Source organism: Mycobacterium palustre, assembly GCF_002101785.1.
In the GTDB taxonomy this organism is placed as follows: domain Bacteria; phylum Actinomycetota; class Actinomycetes; order Mycobacteriales; family Mycobacteriaceae; genus Mycobacterium; species Mycobacterium palustre.
In genome coordinates this window covers 1-19,375 of record NZ_LQPJ01000066.1, presented here as the reverse complement: position 1 = coordinate 19,375, position 19,375 = coordinate 1, and the positions used below count along the sequence as shown (strand labels likewise).

General features: G+C 70.0%; 12 protein-coding genes and 3 riboswitches. Of the genes, 4 read left to right on the top strand and 8 right to left on the bottom strand.

Going from position 1 to position 19,375, the window contains the following annotated elements; translation table 11 throughout:
* The first annotated feature begins 23 nt into the window (after nt 1-23).
* Nucleotides 24-121, top strand: a riboswitch (glycine riboswitch).
* Between the two features lie 2 nt (nt 122-123).
* Nucleotides 124-246, top strand: a riboswitch (glycine riboswitch).
* A gap of 45 nt (nt 247-291) precedes the next feature.
* On the top strand, nt 292-3,156 hold the full coding sequence (gene gcvP, locus AWC19_RS05720) for an aminomethyl-transferring glycine dehydrogenase (protein WP_085077111.1): 2,865 nt from the start codon (nt 292-294) through the stop codon (nt 3,154-3,156).
* A gap of 712 nt (nt 3,157-3,868) precedes the next feature.
* Entirely contained in the window at nt 3,869-5,209 is a 1,341-nt protein-coding gene (locus tag AWC19_RS31125) for a PE family protein (protein ID WP_142281018.1), read from the top strand.
* Between the two features lie 101 nt (nt 5,210-5,310).
* On the opposite strand, the gene AWC19_RS05710 is transcribed toward AWC19_RS31125, so the two are convergent.
* The 8 genes from AWC19_RS05710 to AWC19_RS05675 form a co-directional block, all read right to left on the bottom strand.
* Nucleotides 5,311-7,434 carry a vWA domain-containing protein gene (locus tag AWC19_RS05710; RefSeq protein WP_085077109.1) on the bottom strand — a complete coding sequence of 708 codons (2,124 nt, stop codon included), beginning with the start codon at nt 7,432-7,434 and terminating at the stop codon, nt 5,311-5,313.
* Between the two features lie 52 nt (nt 7,435-7,486).
* Nucleotides 7,487-9,676 carry a malate synthase G gene (locus AWC19_RS05705; protein ID WP_085077134.1) on the bottom strand — a complete coding sequence of 730 codons (2,190 nt, stop codon included), beginning with the start codon at nt 9,674-9,676 and terminating at the stop codon, nt 7,487-7,489.
* Nucleotides 9,677-9,951: 275 nt separating this feature from the next.
* Nucleotides 9,952-11,001 carry a hemolysin family protein gene (locus AWC19_RS05700; protein ID WP_085077133.1) on the bottom strand — a complete coding sequence of 350 codons (1,050 nt, stop codon included), beginning with the start codon at nt 10,999-11,001 and terminating at the stop codon, nt 9,952-9,954.
* A 5-nt stretch (nt 11,002-11,006) separates the two neighbouring features.
* On the bottom strand, nt 11,007-12,377 hold the full coding sequence (locus tag AWC19_RS05695) for a hemolysin family protein (RefSeq protein WP_085077108.1): 1,371 nt from the start codon (nt 12,375-12,377) through the stop codon (nt 11,007-11,009).
* A gap of 223 nt (nt 12,378-12,600) precedes the next feature.
* Nucleotides 12,601-14,037, bottom strand: a complete 1,437-nt coding sequence (locus AWC19_RS05690) for a GuaB1 family IMP dehydrogenase-related protein (RefSeq protein WP_085077107.1) — start codon at nt 14,035-14,037, stop codon at nt 12,601-12,603.
* A gap of 46 nt (nt 14,038-14,083) precedes the next feature.
* On the bottom strand, nt 14,084-15,547 hold the full coding sequence (gndA, locus tag AWC19_RS05685; RefSeq protein WP_085077106.1) for an NADP-dependent phosphogluconate dehydrogenase: 1,464 nt from the start codon (nt 15,545-15,547) through the stop codon (nt 14,084-14,086).
* 98 nt (nt 15,548-15,645) lie between these two features.
* Entirely contained in the window at nt 15,646-16,596 is a 951-nt protein-coding gene (locus AWC19_RS05680; RefSeq protein ID WP_085077105.1) for a M56 family metallopeptidase, read from the bottom strand.
* Between the two features lie 14 nt (nt 16,597-16,610).
* Entirely contained in the window at nt 16,611-17,030 is a 420-nt protein-coding gene (locus AWC19_RS05675) for a BlaI/MecI/CopY family transcriptional regulator (RefSeq protein ID WP_085077104.1), read from the bottom strand.
* A 293-nt stretch (nt 17,031-17,323) separates the two neighbouring features.
* On the opposite strand from AWC19_RS05675, the gene AWC19_RS05670 reads away from it, so the two are divergent.
* Nucleotides 17,324-17,746 carry a PaaI family thioesterase gene (locus AWC19_RS05670; RefSeq protein WP_085077103.1) on the top strand — a complete coding sequence of 141 codons (423 nt, stop codon included), beginning with the start codon at nt 17,324-17,326 and terminating at the stop codon, nt 17,744-17,746.
* A gap of 204 nt (nt 17,747-17,950) precedes the next feature.
* Nucleotides 17,951-18,013, top strand: a riboswitch (guanidine-III (ykkC-III) riboswitch).
* 120 nt (nt 18,014-18,133) lie between these two features.
* The gene (locus tag AWC19_RS05665) at nt 18,134-19,297 is read left to right on the top strand and encodes an agmatinase family protein (protein ID WP_085077102.1); all 1,164 of its coding nucleotides are present in this window, start codon (nt 18,134-18,136) and stop codon (nt 19,295-19,297) included.
* Nucleotides 19,298-19,375 lie beyond the last annotated feature (78 nt).

Genomic DNA, 19,375 nt, shown 5'->3' with positions numbered 1-19,375 from the left:
CCGGAGTAGAGTGGTCCACGCATCGCACTCGAGCGGGAGAGTTTCGCGGCGGCCAGCCGCGGACGCCGAAGGAGCAACACCTCTCCGTCAACCTCTCAGGCACCCGGACCGCGTGAGCTAACGATGCCTCTGGAAAGCGGTGGAGGCCCGCCACGGTCCCCGCCCGCCGATGGGGAAAGGCGACCGGACGCACCGGCGCCGAATCTCTCAGGCGCCCGGCGAACGGGTGAAGACAGAGGGAGAGGGCCGCCAGTCCTCTGCCTTTGCGCGCCCGTCTCCAAGGAGATCGCCTTGCCTCAGAATTCGACGCCCGACCAGTCGACTTTCGCTGCGCGGCACATCGGCCCGGACGGCCGGGCCGTCGCGGCCATGCTCGCCGTCATCGGTGTCGGTTCGCTCGACGAGTTGGCCGCCAAGGCCGTCCCCGCGGGCATCCTGGACAAGCTCACCGAGAAGGGAGCAGCCCCGGGCCTCGACGCGCTACCGCCGGCCGCCAGCGAGGCCGAAGCGCTGGCCGAGCTGCGGGCGCTGGCCGACGCCAACACCGTGGCGGTGTCGATGATCGGGCAGGGCTACTACGACACGCTCACCCCGCCGGTGTTGCTGCGCAACATCCTGGAAAACCCGGCCTGGTACACCGCCTACACGCCGTATCAACCCGAGATCAGCCAGGGCCGGCTCGAGGCGCTGCTGAACTTCCAGACCATGGTCGCCGAGCTCACCGGCCTCGAGGTCGCCAACGCCTCGATGCTCGACGAGGGCACCGCCGCGGCCGAGGCGATGACGCTGATGCACCGCGCGGCGCGCGGCGCCTCGAACCGGCTCGCCGTCGACGCCGACGTCTTCGCCCAGACCGCGGCGGTCCTGGCCACCCGGGCCAGGCCGCTGGGCATCGAGATCGTCACCGCCGACCTGCGCTGCGGTCTTCCAGAGTCGCCCGACGGCGGCGAGTTCTTCGGCGTCATCGCGCAGCTGCCGGGCGCCAGCGGCCGGATTACCGACTGGGCCCCGCTGATCCAGCAGGCCCACGAGCGGGGCACGCTGGTCGCCATCGGCGCCGACCTGCTGGCGCTGACGCTGATCACCCCGCCCGGCGAGATCGGCGCCGACGTGGCCTTCGGCACCACCCAAAGGTTCGGCGTGCCAATGGGATTCGGCGGACCGCACGCCGGCTACCTGGCGGTGCACACCAAGCACGCCCGCCAGCTGCCCGGGCGGCTGGTCGGAGTGTCGCTGGACGCCGACGGGTCACCGGCCTACCGGCTGGCGCTGCAGACCCGCGAGCAGCACATCCGCCGCGACAAGGCGACGAGCAACATCTGCACCGCGCAGGTGCTGCTGGCGGTGATGGCGGCGATGTATGCCAGCTACCACGGCGCCGAGGGGCTGACCGCGATCGCCCGCCGCGTGCACGGCCACGCCGAGAGCATCGCCGGCGCCCTGCGCTCGGCCGACGACACGGCGCTGGTGCACGACAAATTCTTCGACACCGTGCTGGCCAGGGTGCCGGGCCGCGCCGACGAGGTGGTGGCCGCGGCCAAGGCGAACGGCGTCAACCTGTGGCGCGTGGACGCCGACCACGTGTCGGTGGCCTGCGACGAGACCACCACCGACAAGCACGTCGCGATCGTGCTGGACGCGTTCGGGGTGACCGCCGCCGAACCGGCCCGCAGCGAGATCGCGACCCGCACCTCGAAATTCCTCACCCATCCCGCGTTCACGCAGTATCGCACCGAGACCGCGATGATGCGTTACCTGCGCACGCTGGCCGATCGGGATATCGCGTTGGACCGCAGCATGATTCCGCTCGGCTCGTGCACGATGAAACTCAACGCCGCAGCCGAGATGGAACCGATCACCTGGCCGGAATTCGGCCGCCAGCATCCGTTCGCGCCGGCGTCTGACACCCCGGGGCTGCGCCGCCTGATCGCCGACCTCGAGCGCTGGCTGGTGGCCATCACCGGCTACGACGCCGTCTCGCTGCAACCCAACGCCGGCTCGCAGGGCGAGTACGCCGGCCTGCTGGCGATCCGCGACTACCACGCCAGCCGCGGTGAACCGCACCGCGACATCTGCCTCATCCCGTCCAGCGCGCACGGCACCAACGCCGCGTCGGCGGCGCTGGCCGGCATGCGGGTGGTCGTGGTGGGCTGCCACGAGAACGGCGACGTCGACCTCGACGACCTGCGGGCCAAGGTCGGCGAGCACGGGGACCGGCTGTCGGCGCTGATGATCACCTACCCGTCCACCCACGGCGTGTACGAGCACGACATCGCCGAGATCTGCGCGGCCGTGCACGACGCCGGGGGCCAGGTCTACGTCGACGGCGCCAACCTCAACGCGCTGGTCGGCCTGTCGCGGCCCGGCAAGTTCGGCGGCGACGTCAGCCACCTGAACCTGCACAAGACGTTCTGCATCCCGCACGGCGGCGGCGGGCCCGGCGTCGGCCCGCTTGCGGTGCGCTCGCACCTGGCGCCATTCCTGCCGGGCCACCCCTACGCCCCCGAGCTGCCGGAGGGGCATCCCGTGTCGTCCGCGCCGTACGGGTCAGCGTCCATCCTGCCGATCTCCTGGGCCTACATCCGGATGATGGGCGCCGACGGCCTGCGGGCGGCCTCGCTGACGGCGATCGCGTCGGCCAACTACATCGCCCGGCGCCTCGACGAGTACTTCCCGGTGCTGTACACCGGCGAGAACGGCATGGTCGCCCACGAGTGCATCCTGGATTTGCGGGGGATCACCAAATCGACCGGGGTCACCGTCGACGACGTCGCAAAGCGGTTGGCGGACTACGGCTTTCACGCGCCCACCATGAGCTTCCCGGTGGCCGGCACGCTGATGGTCGAGCCCACCGAGAGCGAGAGCCTGGCCGAGGTTGACGCGTTCTGCGAAGCGATGATCGCCATCCGCGGCGAGATCGACCGCGTCGGCGCGGGGGAGTGGCCCGCCGACGACAATCCGCTGCGCGGCGCCCCGCACACCGCCGAGTGCCTGCTGGTGCCCGACTGGGATCACCCGTACAGCCGGGAACGGGCGGCCTATCCGCTGGGCAAGGATTTCCGGCCCAAGGTGTGGCCGCCGGTGCGTCGCATCGACGGCGCCTACGGGGACCGCAACCTTATGTGCTCGTGCCCGCCCGTCGAGGCCTTCGCGTAAGGCTTCGCGCACGGCGGCATTCCAAATGTCAAAGGGGCACGGACAATTGGCGGTCGCATTGCCGCCGGCCGCCCCAAAGGCCGTCGCTTTCGATAGCTAGGCGGACGCACGCGTGCGCGGCCCGCCGAACCCGGCCGTTCCGCACAGCATTGGCTAGCTGCAATGCAGCTAACGCGCGCGAGTCGCAATTGCCCTCGTTATTGACGCTTTTGTAAACAAATCGGCAATCGTTTAGCAAATTAGATTGACAAACGGAATTTCGGCGGCAGCCCTGAGCGCCGAGATAGCTGGGTGTGACATGCGTCAACTAGCGACGCGCTTCGGCTCTAAGCCGCAGGTCAGCGCGCGGAAGAATTATTCGACAGACGTCTTGTCTAGGAACTTACCGTCAGGTAATCTCCCGGCTCGGGCGATTGTTTCCCTCATTGTAGCGATAGCCAGCAAAGGAGAAACTCGTGAGACCGGCCAGCGTTGGTCCTCGTCCCGCGTGGTCATTCCGCTCCGGATACGCCGTCCGCGGTCGTGGGCGCGCGGCAATACCCGACGCCCGCATCGCGCTCCTCGACGCAGCCGGATCAGCCCGGATGCCAATTGCGGGGAGTGAAAGCAAAAGCCGCGTTGAAGGTGCGCCATTCCGATCCCGACGGGACTGCGCACCCGCTTTATGCGGCGCCGCAACCAAGCACGCAATCGACTTCGTAAGGGGTGCATAATGTCGCTTTTGACCGCAGCGCCGGAATTCATTACCGCCGCCGCGTCGGATCTGGCCAGCGTCGGTTCGACGATCGAGACGGCGATTTCGGCGGCCGAGGGCCCGACGACGGAAATCGCGGCCGCGGCCGCCGACGAGGTGTCGACGCAGATCGCGGCGTTGTTCGGGGCGCACGCCCAGGAGTACCAGGCGCTCGGCGCGCAAGCGGCGGCGTTTCATTCGCAATTCGTGCAGGCGTTGACGGCGGGGGCTTCGTCGTACGAGGCCGCCGAGGCCGCGAATGTGGCGGCGCTGGACAGAATTGAGCGGGAAGTGGTCGGCATCGTGACCGCGCCCACCACCCTGCCGCGGATCAACAGGCCGCCGACCGCTGTCGGCACGATCAGCGGCCAGGCCACGGCCATCGCCAAGGCGACCTCCGACTTGATCGGTGCCAGCGAGGCGCAGGCGGGGACGACCATTTCGGCGGCGACATCTTCGCTCGGTGTTGGGCAGGGCGTCTCCAGCCTTGCCGGCTCCATCCAGACCGGCGCCGTCAACGTCGCGGCCGATCTCGGCGCCGGCCTGAACCTGACCAGCGTTCCCGGGCTCGGGCCGTGGGCGAACGTCGTCACCGGCGCATGGACCAACCTGCAGCAGATCGGTGCCGAGATGCAGGCCGATCCGCTGCCGATCCTGGCGCAGGTGATGCATAACCAGCTCGGCTTCGCCAGCCGGGCGGGCAGCGACCTACAGACGATCTGGACCGGCGGCCTGCAGCCCCTCCTGCAGCAGATGCCGCAAAACCTGCAAACGCTGTTCAGCGGCATCGCCGCCGGCAACATCAGCGCGTCGGTCAACGCCTTCAACACCAATATCCTGGTGTCGCTGATACCGACGGAGATTTCGCTGGTCGACCTGCTCGGTATCCCCGGCGCCGAAGCGCAGAACTTCACCGATGTGCTGTCTCAGCAATTGTCGAACGTCGGGCTGGAGACGCTGCTCGCGCCCCTGGGCATCACGTTCGGCACCACCCAGGCGATGGCCGACGGCATGCAGGCCGCCGTGGACGCGTGGAACGCCGGGCAACCGCTGGTGGGCCTCGCCGACGCGATTAACGTGCCCGCGATGGCCACCGGCGCGTTCCTCAACGGCTACCAGACGTCGTTCGGCATCGATTATGTCGGGATGTTGTCGTCGGCCACGAGCCCCGTCGGATCCGGCCTCCTCGACACGATGACGGTGCAGATCCCGCAGGAGGTGGCGGCGTCGCTGGCGAACGGGTCGACGCCGGTGACGCTGCCGGAGGCGCTGAGCGAGCTGCAGACGTTCCTGATCAACGGCTTCCGGACGGCGTTCTAGGCCCGCGGACCAAACGCCGCGAGCGTAGCCGCACCGCGAAATGCCTCCGCATTTTTCGCGGCGTGGTTACGCTCGCGGGAACCTTTGAGCGCGCGGCCGCGTCAGCCCAAGAAGGTGGTGAGGGCCGCGGCGAGGTCGGGCGACGCCGAGGTGCCGAGGTTCTGGTAGCCCCCGCCGCTGAGCTGGGCGACGGCCTCCCAGGTGGCCCGGTCGGGGTCGGCGCCGAAGTCGATGACGTTGACCGCGATCGGCTTGGCCGGGTCGGCGGCCTTGCGGATGAAGTCCTGCAACCCCGGCCCGTCCAGCGTCTGGTCGGTGTGGGGCCCGGACGTGATCACCAAAATCGAATTCGCTTGGCCCGGCTGGTATTTCGCCTGCAGCTCCTGGTAGATCATGCGCAGCGTGGTGAAGGACACCGCGCCGCCGGCCGACGAGTACTGCTTGTCCAGGGCGGCGGTGAGCGCCGCCGAGCGCGGTTGGCCGTTGACGGGGTCGGACAGCGGCCCGCCCGGCACCTCGGAGCGGCCCTCGTGGCCGTCAAACGTCCACAACCCCACCGACGCGGTCGGCGGCAGGGATTTGATCCTGTCCTGCAGCGCGCCGATCACGTTGGCCAGCCGGGTCTTTCCGCCCTCCTCGACGGGCATCGACTGGTCGAGCATGATGGTCGCGGCCAGCCCGCTCGAAGGGGCGGCCATGGCCTCGGCCAGCGTCGCGCGCATCCCGTCGTCGCCGATCGACAACGTCGACGGCAGCGCCGCGAAGCTGGTGACCGGGCTGTTCGGCGGCTTGACCCCGTTGACGCGGAAGCCGGCCTTGGCCAGCTTGGCGAGCTGCTCGGGCTTCTGCATGAAGTGGACGAACTCGCTGGCCGCCGTGGTCTGTTCGCGCGTCAGCCACTGACCGCCGAGCTGCACCGCGGGGTAGTCGGCGACCGGCACGGGCCCGGGCGGCACCCAGGAGGTCAGCGTGCTTTTGGCGTCGGCGAGCGATTGGCCGCGCTGGAACAGCTGCTGTTCGGTGGTCACCACCGCGTGCACGGGCGCGGTCGCCGGGTCGCCGGGCTTGAGCAGCGTGTTCAGCGCCTCGGTCAGCGAGTTGTCGGCCAGCTTGGGTTGCGCGCTCAGCAGCGTGCGCACGGCGCCGGTGCCCTGGGCGGCCGGTGCGCCGGGCGGCGCGGCCGCGGCCGCCACCGCCTCGCCGGCCAGGAACGCGGCGTCGCCGTTGCCGTTCATCGGCAGCGCGAGCCGCAGCGATCCCCAGTTCGCCAGGTTCAACCCGGCCAACGCGTTCGGGTTGGTTTGCAGGCCGGGCAGCGCCGCCCAGCCCTGGCCGCCCAGGGCCTGCGCGAGTTCGGGGTGCACCCCGAGCATCACCGGTGAGGTCACCAGCGACCGGCTTTCGGTGATCGTTTTCTGGGGCATGGCCGCCGCGAGCCGCGCGGCCGAGACCGAGCTGCCCGGAATCCACAGCGCCGGCTGGGCGCCCAGCTCGGCCGGCCACTTGCCGACGAACCCGTTGAGGACGGCGTCGGCGCCGGCCGATTTGACGCTGACCGCCATGCAGCGGTCGCCGACCGGGCCGGCGATGGCGTTGTAGCTTTCGGCCAGCTGCCCCACGGAATCCGAGATCGAGGGGTCGGCGATGACGGCGACCGTGTCCTTGCCGCCGACACAGCGCGCCGCGGCCTGGTGCGAGCGGTGCGACAGCGCGTCACCGAAGAAGCTCCACAGGATGACCGCGCCCACCACGACGACGACGGCGACCAGGGCGACGATCACGCCGATGCTGACTCCGCGGCGGCCGCCGTCGCTGCGGTGCCCGCCTCGCCAGTCACCGAGCCCGCGGTGCCCGCCGCGGAAGCGGGACGCCGGCGACGGCGGCGAGGTCGGCGGCTCGGCGCCCGCGGTGCCCGCCTGGCGCGGCGGAAATTCCGGGTAGTCGTCGGCGCTCAGGGCCGACGTGTCGTCGTCGCCCCGGAAAAAGCCCTCGGAGCCCTCGGAGCCCTCGTCGCCGTAGCCGTGCTCGGCCGCGAGCCCTTCCTCGTAGGGGTAGGCGCCGTAACGAGCACGCGGGCCGGGGTAGCCCGCGGGGCCCCGGTCGGCGGGGTCGACGTGGTGATGGCCCGTCTCGGCGTACAAATCGTCGTCGAGGTATTCGTCGGCGGCGGGTTCCTCTACCGAATCCGCGGAGTCCTCGGGGTCGGGCAAACTGTGCCTACCCATACCGGTGTCCGCCGCCTTTCCGTCGACTCATCGCGTGACCTGATGAGTGAATTTAGCCGCCCGCGGCGCGCGCTTTGAACTCGCGCCGGCGCCGATGCAGGATCGGCTCGGTGTACCCGTTGGGCTGTTGGGTGCCCGACAGGATCAGCTCCTGGGCCGCCAGGAACGCGATGCTGTCGTCGAAGTTCGGCGCCATCGGCAGGTACTTGGCGTCGCCGGCGTTCTGCTGGTCCACCATCGGGGCCATCCGCTCCAGGCTGGCCCGGATGTCCTCTTCGGTGATGACGCCGTGCCGCAGCCAGTTGGCCAGCAGCTGGCTGGAGATCCGCAGCGTGGCGCGGTCCTCCATGAGGGCCACGTTGTGGATGTCGGGCACCTTCGAGGACCCCACGCCCTGGTCGATCCAGCGCACCACGTAGCCCAGGATGGACTGGCAGTTGTTGTCGACCTCCTCGCGGATCTCCTCGGGCGCCCAGGCCAGCTCCTTGGCCAGCGGAATGGTCAGCAGCTGATCGACGGTGGTGCGCTTCTTGCCGGCCAGCTCCTTTTGCACCGCGATCACGTCGACCTGGTGGTAGTGCAGCGCGTGCAGGGTGGCCGCCGTCGGGGAGGGCACCCACGCGGTGCTGGCGCCGGCCTTGGGCTGGCCGATCTTCTGCTCGACCATGTCGGCCATCAGCTCGGTCATGGTCCACATGCCCTTGCCGATCTGGGCGTGCCCGGCGAAGCCGGCGGCCAGGCCGGTGTCGACGTTGTTGTCCTCGTACGCCAGGATCCACGGCTGGCTCTTCATGGTGCCCTTGCGCACCATCGGTCCGGCCTCCATCGAGGTGTGGATCTCGTCGCCGGTGCGGTCCAAGAAGCCGGTGTTGATGAACACGATCCGGTCGGCGGCGGCCTTGATGCACGCCTTGAGGTTGACCGTGGTGCGCCGCTCCTCGTCCATGACGCCCACCTTGAGCGTGTTCTGCGGCAGGCCCAGCACGTCTTCGACCCTGCTGAACAGCTCGGTCGTGAAGGCCACCTCGTCGGGACCGTGCATCTTCGGCTTGACGATGTAGATGGAACCGGTGCGGCTGTTGAGCAGCGGACCGTTGGCGTCGGTGGCCTTGAGGCCGTGCAGGGCGCACAGCCCGGTGAACAGGGCGTCCTGGATGCCCTCGAAAACCTCGTTACCGTCGGCGTCGACGATCGCGTCGTTGGTCATCAGGTGCCCGACGTTGCGCACGAACAGCAGCGCGCGCCCGGGCAGGACCAGCTCGCCGCCGTCGGGGGTGGCGTAGTGACGGTCCTGGTTGAGCACCCGGGTGAACGAGTCGCCGTTCTTGTCCACCTGCGCCGACAGGTCGCCCCTGTTGAGGCCCAGCCAGTTTCGGTAGGCGGCGGTCTTGTCGTCGGCGTCGACGGCGGCCACCGCGTCCTCGAAGTCGATGATCGTGGTGACCGCGGACTCCAGCACGACGTCCTTGATGCCGGCGCGGTCGGTCTTGCCGATGGGCGACTCGGGGTCGATCAGGATCTCGATGTGCAGGCCGTTGTTTTCCAGCAGCACCGACCAGGAGGGGGAGCCGAGTTCGCCGGTGTAGCCGACGAACTTTTCCGGGCTGGCCAGCCCGACGGCGCCGTCGGCCGTCGCCACCCGCAGGCGGCCGTCCTCGAGGCTGAGGCCCGTCGCGTCGGCCCACGACCCGGATTCGAGCGGCACCGCCCCGTCGAGGAAGTTGCGGGCGTAGGCGATCACCTTGTCGCCGCGGACCTTGTTGTAGCCGGTGCCCTTCTCGGCCTCGTCGGTTTCGGGGATGACGTCGGTGCCGTAAAGGGCGTCGTAGAGCGAACCCCAGCGGGCGTTGGCCGCGTTGAGCGCGAACCGGGCGTTGGTCACCGGCACCACCAGCTGCGGGCCGGCGGTCGTGGTGATCTCGGGGTCGACGCCGGAAGTGGTGATCGTGAAGTCGTCGGGTTCGGGCAGCAGGTAGCCGATCTCGGTGAGGAACTCGCGGTAGGCCTCCGGGTCCACGGGTTCGATCACCCGGTGCCGATGCCACTTGTCGATCTGGGCCTGCAGCTCGTCGCGGCGGCGCAGCAAATCCTGGTTCTGCGGGGTGAGGTCGGCGACGACCTTGTCGACGCCCGCCCAGAAGCTGTCGGGGTCGATGTCGGTGCCGGGCAGGGCCTCGTTGTTCACGAAGTCGTAGAGCACTCGGGCGACCCGCAAGTTCCCCACCGACACGCGATCAGTCATCATTCTCCTCCGTAAATGGGCCTGGTAGAGCCGTGCTGGCTCGAGACAGGCTCGAAACAGGCTTGTCGTCAGCCTACCGACCAGCAGCCTCACGACCGTCATCCGGCCGACCCGCAGCCGCAGGTCGCGCCCGCTACAGAGCCAGCGATGGCGCCGCGGTGAACCCGGCGGGATCGCCGCCTGGCAACGCCGCGCCGCGGGCCAGGTTGCGCTTCGCTGACTGGTAGCCGTTGGAGATCATACGGGCTGTGCGCCGCGCCGCCCGGCGCCGCCTGCTACGCGTCGCGCATGGTGCCGACGAGGTCCTCCACCAGATCCTCCATCGCCACCATCGCGACCACGCCGCCGCTGCTGCCGTCCCCGTCGGTCACCAGCGCCAGGTGACTGTTGCTGCGGCGCATCCGCGACAGCGCGTCGGCGAGCGGCAGCGACCGGGGCACCCGCGGCAGCGGCCGCACCAGGGCCAAATCGATCACCGTCTGCGGGTCCGCGCCGAGCGTCAGGACGTCCTTGATGTGCAGGTAGCCGACGAACTTTCCGGCGCGGTTGGTCACCGGGAAGCGGGAGTACCCGGTCTCGGCCAGGGCGCGCTCGACCGCGCCGACGGTGGGCCCCGAGCCCGCGGCGGCCACGGGCACCGCCCGGATCTCGGCGAGGGGCCGGGCCACGTCGCCGACCACGCGGTTGCGGATCTGCAGCGCCCGGGTCAGCCGGGTGTGTTCCTCGGGATCCAGCAGGCCCTCGGAGACCGATTGGGAGATCATCTCGCCCAGCTCGGCGGTGGACACCGCGATGTCGAGTTCGTCCTTCGGCTCGACGCCCAGCGCGCGCAGCACGACGTTGGCGCACTTGTTGTAGAACACGATGAACGGCCGCGCGGCGCGCACGTAGACCAGGTACGGCGGCACCAGCAGCATCGCGGTGCGCTCGGGGCCGGCCAGCGCGATGTTCTTGGGCACCATCTCGCCCAGCAGCACGTGCAGCGTCACCACGACCGCCAGCGCGATGACGAACGAAAGCGTGTGCAGCAGCGCCGCATTCATGTCGGTCAGCCCCAGGCCGCTGCGCAGCAGGCTGGCCACCGCGGACTCGCCGATGCGGCCCAGCAACAGCGAGGCGACCGTCACGCCCAGCTGCGCGCCGGCCAGCATGGACGGGAGCTGTTCGCCGGCCCGGATGACGGTGACGGCCCGGGCTTTGCCCTGCTCGGCCAGCGCCTCCAGGCGGTCCCGCCGGGCCGAGATCAGCGAGAACTCCGCTCCGACGAAGTACGCGTTGACGCCGATCAGCAGGATCGCCACCAAAACTCCGAGGACCTGGTCCATCAGGGTCATCGGGCGCCCCGTCCCGCCGCCGGCTCCGCGTGGGAGCCCAGGTCTTGCAGCTCGAGCAGGTCGATGCGGCGGCCGTCCATCCGGACCACGGTCGCCTGCCAGCGCATCGAGGCGTCCAAGAGGCCGTCGGGGTCGAGCGCGGTCAGCTCGACCGTCTCCCCGGCCACCGGGATGTGCCCGAGTTCGCGCAGGACCAGGCCGCCGATCGTTTCGTAAGGGCCTTCGGGGGCCCGGAATCCGGTGGCGGTGGCCACCTCGTCGATGCGCAGCAGGCCCGAGACCCGCCAGCCGGTGCCGGATGCGACCACGTCGGGGGTGGCGTCGTCGTGTTCGTCGCGCACGTCGCCGACGATCTCCTCGATGAGGTCCTCGACCGTCACCATGCCGGCCGTCCCGCCGTATTCGTCGACGACCATCGCGGTTTGCAGGGGGTTGGCCCGGATCTCGGCCATCACCGCGTCGCCGTCGAGCGTCGACGGCACCACCGGAACGTGTTGGGCCAGCGTGGTCAGCAGCGTGCGGTCGCGGTCGGCCGCCGGAATCCCGAACACCTGCTTGACGTGCACGATGCCGACGGTCTCGTCGAGGTCGCCGTCGACGATCGGGAACCGCGAGAAGCCGGACTCGGTGGCCGCGGCGACCAGGTCCGCGACGGTCTCGTCGGTCTGCAGCGCGACGATCTTCGATCGGGGCGTCATCAGTTCCTCGGCGCTCAGGGTGCCGAACTGCAGCGAGCGCCGCACCAGGGCGGCGGTGGCCGGGTCCAGCGTGCCGCTGCGCGCCGAGGTGCGCACCAGCGACAGCAACTCCTGCGGCGAGCGGGCCGACCGCAGCTCCTCGGCCGGCTCGATGCCCAGCTTCCGAACGATCCAGTTGGCCGCGCCGTTGGTCAGCCGGATGGCGGGGGTGAGCAGCAGCGAGAACAGCAGTTGGAAGCCCGCGACGGCGCGGCCCGTCGACAGCGGCCGGGCCACCGCGAGGTACTTGGGCACCAGCTCGCCGAACACCATCGACACCGATGTCACGATCACCAGCACCATGAACGCGGTGATGGCGTCGGCCACTGGATCGGACACCCCGACCGCGTCCAGCCAGGGGTGCGGCAGGTCGGCCACCATGGGCTCGGTCAGATAACCGGTGACCAGCGTGGTGATGGAAATGCCCAACTGGGCGCCGGAGAGCTGAAACGACAGCCGGTTCTGGGCGCGCTGGATGAATTGGTCGCGGCGACCGCCGTTGCGGGCGTTGGCCTCCACGATGCTGCTGTCCAGGGCGGTCAGCGAGAATTCGGCCGCGACGAAGACCGCGTTGCCGAAGACGAGGACCGCGACGGCCAGCACGCTGATCACGGTGACGGTGATGTTCATCGGTCGGGCCGGCCCGTCACCGGTCGCCGGGGACGCCTCGCAGAGGGAGGCTCCGCATCCGGCGGCTCGTCGGATGGCCGCTCGGCCGGGAAGCCACCGGCGTCGACACGTGCCTGCGGCACGTCATCCCTTTCCCTCGATGCCGCGCAGCGCTTTGCTGCCGGCGTTAGACCGCGTGAATTCACATGGTAGCCAACGCGTCCAGCGGCGCCCGACCTCGCGGTCACCATCCCAACGGCAGCGGGTGGCCCTCGGCGAACCCCGCGCGCGACTGCACACCGACGACGGCCCGCTCGTGCAGCTCCGCCAGGGTCGAGGCGCCGACGTAGGTGCAGGTGCTGCGGACCCCGGAGGTGATGTGGTCGATCAGGTCCTCCACGCCGCCGCGCTCGGGGTCGAGGTCCATGCGCGCCGTGGAGATGCCCTCCTCGAACAGCGCCTTGCGGGCGCGGTCGAACGGGGTCTCGGCGCCGGTGCGGGCCACCACGGCACGCTTGGACGCCATGCCGTAGCTCTCCTTGTAGGGCTGGTTGTCGCGGTCGCGCAGCAGGTCGCCGGGCGACTCGTAGGTGCCGGCGAACCACGACCCGATCATCACGTTGGACGCCCCGGCGGCCAGGGCCAGCGCCACGTCCCGCGGATGGCGGATGCCCCCGTCTGCCCACACGTGACCGCCGAGTTCGGCTGCCGCAGAAGCGCATTCGAGGACGGCGGAGAATTGCGGGCGGCCGACGCCGGTCATCATCCGGGTGGTGCACATCGCGCCCGGCCCGACGCCGACCTTGACGATGCTCGCCCCGGCAGCGAGCAGATCCCGGGTGCCCTGCGCCGACACCACGTTGCCGGCGGCCAGCGGCAAGCCCAGGTCCAACGACGCCACCACCTCGATCGCGTCCAGCGTTTTGACCTGGTGCCCGTGAGCGGTGTCGATCACGAGCACGTCGACCCCGGCCTCGGCCAGCGACCGGGCCTTGGCCCCGACGTCGCCGTTGATGCCGACGGCAGCCCCGATGCGCAATCGCCCCCGGGCGTCGGTGGCCGGGGTGTACAGCCCGGCGCGGATCGCGCCCGTGCGGGTCAGCACGCCCGCGAGCGTGCCCTCGGCGTTGGTCACCACCGCGACGCCGATCGGGGAGTGCTCGAGCAAATCGAAGATCTTGCGCGGCTCGGTGCCCGCGGGTGCGGTGACGAAGTCGGTGACGGCGACGTCGCGCACCCGGGTGAAGCGGTCCACCCCCAGACACGACGCCTCGGTGACCAAGCCCATGGGGCGGCCCTCGAACGCGACGACGGCGACGCCGTGCGCGCGCTTGTGGATCAGCGCGGTGGCGTCGGACACCGAATCGTCGGGCTCCAGCACCACCGGGGTGTCGAGGACCAAGTCGCGGCTCTTGACGAACTGCACGGTCTGCTGCACCGCCGTGATCGGCAGGTCCTGGGGCAGGATCACCAGGCCGCCCCGCCGCGCCACCGTCTCGGCCATCCGCCGCCCGGCGACCGCGGTCATGTTGGCGACCACCACCGGGATGGTGGTGCCCGAACCGTCGGTGGTGGACAGGTCGACGTCGAACCGCGACGCCACCTCGGACCGGTTCGGCACGATGAAGACGTCGTCGTAGGTCAGGTCGTACGCGGGTCGATGCCCGTCCAGGAACCTCATCGTTAGTCGGCTTGCCCCCGTTTCGCCCTGTTACACGCGGCCGCGGTTAAGCGGGCACTTCGCTGCGGTCGCCGCTCCACAGGGTGTGGAAGCGCTTGTCGGGCTCGTCGTCGATGCGGCCGTAGGTGTGCGCGCCGAAAAAGTCGCGCAGGCCCTGGGTGAGTGCGGCGGGCAGCCGCTCGGTGCGCAGGGCGTCGTAGTAGGACAGCGCCGAGGAGAACCCCGGGATCGGGATGCCCAGCTGGGTGGCGGCCACGACGACGCGCCGCCAGCCGTCGACCGCGGCCTCGATCGCGCTGCGGATGTACGGCGCGACGATCAGCGTCGGCAGGTCGGGGTCCTCGTCGAAGGCCTCCTTGATGCGGTTGAGGAACTTCGCCCGGATGATGCAGCCGCCGCGCCAGATGGTGGCCAGATCGCCCGGCGTGATGCCCCAGTCGTATTCGGCGCTGCCGGCCTGGATCTGGTTGAAGCCCTGGGCGTAGGCGATGATCTTCGAAGCGTACAGGGCCTGGCGCACGTCCTCGACGAATCGCTCTGGGTCGCTTGGCTTTTCGCCCAGCTGGCCGGACGCCAGCCCGGTGGTGGCCTTGCGTTGTGTCACCGAGCCCGACAGCGCCCGGGCGAACACCGCCTCGGCGATGCCGGTGACGGGCACCCCGAGGTCCAGCGCGGACTTGACCGTCCAGCGGCCGGTGCCCTTCTGCTCGGCCTCGTCGAGGATGACGTCGACCAGCGGCTTGCCGGTCTTGGCGTCGGTCTGGCGCAACACCTCCGCGGTGATCTCGATCAGGAAGCTGTCCAGGTCGCCCTTGTTCCACTCGGCGAACACGTCGGCGATCTCGGGCGCGGTCTTGCCCAGGCCGTCGCGCAGCAGCTGGTAGGCCTCGCCGATCAGCTGCATGTCGGAGTACTCGATGCCGTTGTGCACCATCTTGACGAAATGCCCGGCGCCGTCCGGCCCGATGTGGGTGCAGCAGGGCACCCCGTCGACGTGCGCGGAGATCTCCTCGAGCAGCGGCCCCAGCGAGGTGTACGACTCGGCCGGGCCGCCCGGCATGATGGACGGCCCGTTGAGCGCGCCCTCCTCGCCGCCGGAGATGCCCGCACCGACGAAGTGCAGCCCGCGCTCGCGCATCGCCTTCTCGCGGCGGATGGTGTCGGTGTAGAGGGCGTTGCCGCCGTCGATGATGATGTCGCCTTCCTCCATGGCGGCGGCGAGCTGCTCGATGACGGCGTCGGTGGGCTCGCCCGCCTTGACCATGATCAGCACCCGCCGCGGCTTCTCCAGCGCGTCAAGGAATTCCTCGATGGTTTCCGACCGCACGAAGTTGCCCTCGTCGCCGTGCTCTTTGAGCAGGGCGTCGGTCTTGGCGACGGACCGGTTGTGCAGCGCCACCGTGTAGCCGTGGCGCGCGAAATTGCGGGCGATGTTGGAACCCATCACCGCCAGGCCGGTGACCCCGATCTGCGCGGTACCGGTCTTGGATTCCTTATCCGGGGCACTCATCTCTCGCCTCTCAGTTGAGAACTGCTACGACAAGCCTTCGGTCACACTGTGGCACAGCGGACTCGTATCCGCCCGGGGTGCTTGGGTTCTGGCGCGCGCTACAGGTTGAACAGCCGCTGCAGTTCCGTGAGCCACGGGACGGCCAGCGCGATCGTGGGCACCACGAACACGGCCGCCGCGGCCAGGTACGCGGCCGCCGAAAGGGCCAGGCTGTTGCCGCGTCCGGACAGCCGGCGGACCCGCACCACCGTGCTGGTGCCGCCCGCCGCCAGCGCGCCCGACGGCGCCCGCCCGGACGCGCACGCCACCAGCGCCCGGGCCAGGGGAGTGCGCCCCGTCGCGCGCACCGCGGCGTCGTCGGCCAGCAGCTCGACGAGCAGCTGCACCGCGCGCAGCGCGTTGACGCTGCGCACCAGCCGCGGGAAGGCGGCGTGCACCGCGGTGAAGGCTTCGAGCACCAAATCGTGGCGGGCCCGCAGGTGCGCCCGCTCGTGGGTGAGGATCGCCGCGACCTCGTCGCCGGTGAGCGCGCTGAGCGTCCCCTCGCTGACCACCACGCGGCTACGCACGCCGGGCAGGCAGTAGGCCAGCGGTTGGGGGACGTCCAGGACGCGCAGGTCGCGCCGTCGCGCGCAGGGTTGGGCGGCGGCCGCGCCGTGGCCGACGCCGACCAGGTCGACGACCATGCGGTGGTAGGCGCGGCGCCGCCGATTGGCGATGGCGACCCGCAGGACGGCGACCATCAGCCGCGCGCCGACCAGCACGGTCAGCGCGAACACCGTGATGTACGCCGTCCACAGCGGCCACCCGAGCCGGGCCTCGGCGCCGACGATGCTGGTGGTGGGCCGGCCGTCGGGGCCGGGCATCAGCAGCCGGCTGGCGATCGCGATGCCGGCGCTGAACGCCGACAGCACCGCGGCCAGGGCGATGGCCTGCCATAACACCATGGCGGCGCGCGGGGCGCGCAGGGGCCACGTCGCTCGTGCCAGTAGGGCCGGCGCCGGGCCGACTAACAGCACCGCGAGGATGGTGAAGGCCAGCGCGGACACGCTGTAAGTCTCCCTCAGTGCTCCGCTGGCGCGCCAGCAGGCGGGACGTTTCTGCGCTGATTGGCTTCCAGCTCGGCCAGAGCGCGCCGAAGCGCCTCGGCCTCGTCGGCCCCGACGCGCTCGACGAAGTGGACGAGCGCGGCCTGCCGGCTGCCGGAGTCCTCGGCCTGGTCCAGGGCGTCGACCATCAGTCCGGCGACCAGCTCGTCGCGGCCGTGCACGGGCGCGTACCGGTGGGCCCGGTCGTCGCGGATCTGGGATACCAGGTTCTTCTTCGCCAGCCGTTGCAGCACGGTCATGATCGTCGTGTAGGCAAGGTCGCGTCGCGCCGACAACGCTTCGTGGACCTGGCGGACGGTTTGGGGTTCCGGCGTGGACCACAGATGGTCCATCACCGCGCGTTCCAGATCCCCGAGCCCGGTCAGCTTGGCCATAGTGTCTTCATCTCCCGATAGTCGCCAATCAGCGTACTCCGCTAACTACTGCCGGTCGTACCGAAAATTCGACCGGCGAAGCCCGCGTGAATGCGCCCTGGGCTTGCGAAGTTAGGGCAGCCTTGCCTATGCTAAACCCGGTCGAGCCGCAATGACCGCGGAGAGTCCTGAGGGCTGCAGTGACCCCCGGTCTACTCGATCGGCGAGCCCCGCGCCCAAGCGCGGGGCTCGCCCGTTTTGCGGCGCCGGTTCTCACGCCCGGCGCGGTCGGGCCCCGCGCATGGTGTAGACACATGGGCGTGACGACGCCGCCCCAAGCGGGCCTCCCGCGCGATTTCACGGCCCCGTTCGACGCGGAGCTGGGACTGCGGTTCACCGAGCTCGGCCCCGACGGCGCCCGCGCGCAGCTCGAGGTTCAGCCCAAGCTGTTGCAGCCGATGGGCCTGGTGCACGGCGGCGTCTACTGCTCGATCATCGAGAGCATGGCCAGCGTGGCCGCCTACACCTGGCTCAACACCAAGGGCGACGGCGGCAACGTGGTGGGCGTCAACAACAACACCGACTTTCTACGGTCCGTGACGTCCGGGACGATCTATGGCGCCGCCGAACCGATTCACCGCGGCCGGCGCCAGCAGCTGTGGCTGGTCACCATCACCGACGGCGACGACCGGGTCGTCGCCCGCGGCCAGGTGCGGTTACAAAACCTCGAGGCCTAGCAAACTCCCAGCGATTTCTCAGCGACCCTGAGGTGGTCACCCAGGCCGGAGGCCGAGCGGTTGCGTTTGGCGCGAAATCCCTTGGCGCAGAACATGATCGGCTCTGCCGCCGGTGCCTGAGGCGCGGCGCCCGGGCCGGCCGGCGCCGGGGACACGCCCCCGGCGGAGGTTGCGGTCGCCCACCGAGCCGGTACGTTATGGGGCGGCGCGCCGCGGGGGCCGCCCGGACGAGTTCGCCGTACCCGGAGAGCGACAAGACGGCGACCACGGGATGCCCGGCGCGCCGGCTTCACCCACCACGGGTGCCCCTGTGATCGCCGTCCGCTTAGACACCCGTCGCCCGGGCATCCTCCGCCGTGAATCGGTTCGCGATGAGAGGAAGAGTTGATGACAAATCCTTTTGCCGGACAGGCCGACATCCCCAATCGGGAAGGGCGGTGGGCGCAGCAGGCGGAGGCGGAACTTCCGACCCGCCGGCATCGCGAGGAGATCGACCGCTGCATCGCCCACGGCCTCGAGGCGGCCCCGACGATCAATGACCGGACCCTGTCGACCTTCGCCCGCGGGGAGCTGCCGCACTTCGCCGGGGAACGCGGCACCTTCCTGAAGGCCCCGTTCCTCGAGGACGTCAACGACGTCTCCGACGCCGAGGTGGCGGTCTTCGGTGCGCCGCTCGACGCCGGCACCACCTATCGCCCGGGCACCCGGTTCGGGCCGACGGGGATCCGCCGCTCGACCAACCTGTTCGGCACCTACTGCTACGAACTGGGCGTCGACTTGCGCGAACAGCTGAACATCGTCGACATCGGCGACGTCGTCACCATCCCCGCAAACATCGAGAAGTCGTTCGACCAGATCAGCCAGGCCATGTCGCACGTGGTCTCCCAGGGCGTGTTTCCGGTCGTCCTCGGTGGTGACCATTCGATCGGCTTCCCGACCGTGCGCGGCCTGGCCCCGCACATGGACGGCAACGTGGGCATCATCCACTTCGACCGCCACGTCGACACGCAGGAGACCGACCTCGACGAGCGGATGCACACGACGCCGTGGTTCCACGCGACCAACATCAAGAACGCGCCGGCCACCAACCTGGTGCAGATCGGCATCGGCGGATGGCAGGCGCCTCGCGCCGGCGTCCAGGTGGGTCGCCAGCGCGGCAGCACCGTCATCACGGTGGGCGACGTGGAGCGGGTCGGCATCGAAAAGGTCGCCGAGATCGCGCTCGAGACGGCGTGGAAAGACGCCAAGGCGGTGTATCTGTCGTTCGACATCGACGTCATCGACGCCGGATTCGTGCCCGGCACCGGGTGGCCCGAGCCGGGCGGCCTGCTGCCCCGCGAGGCCCTCAACCTGATCCGACTGATCTCCGAACCCGGACTTAACGGCATCGAGGTGGTGGAGTGCTCGCCGCCCTACGACTGGGCCGAGCAGACCGCGTTGATGAGTAGCCGGGTCATTTTGGACAGCCTGGCGGTCATGGTGCGGGCCGGCAAGCTGGGCAAGAAGCCGGCGCGCCTGAAGCGGCACGCATGGGGGCCGTTCAACGACTAGGTGTACTCGGCCAGGACGTTGGTAGCAGGCGTGTCGGCTTGATATGAGGAGAACCCCCGGGTGGGGTGTGGCGTGTCG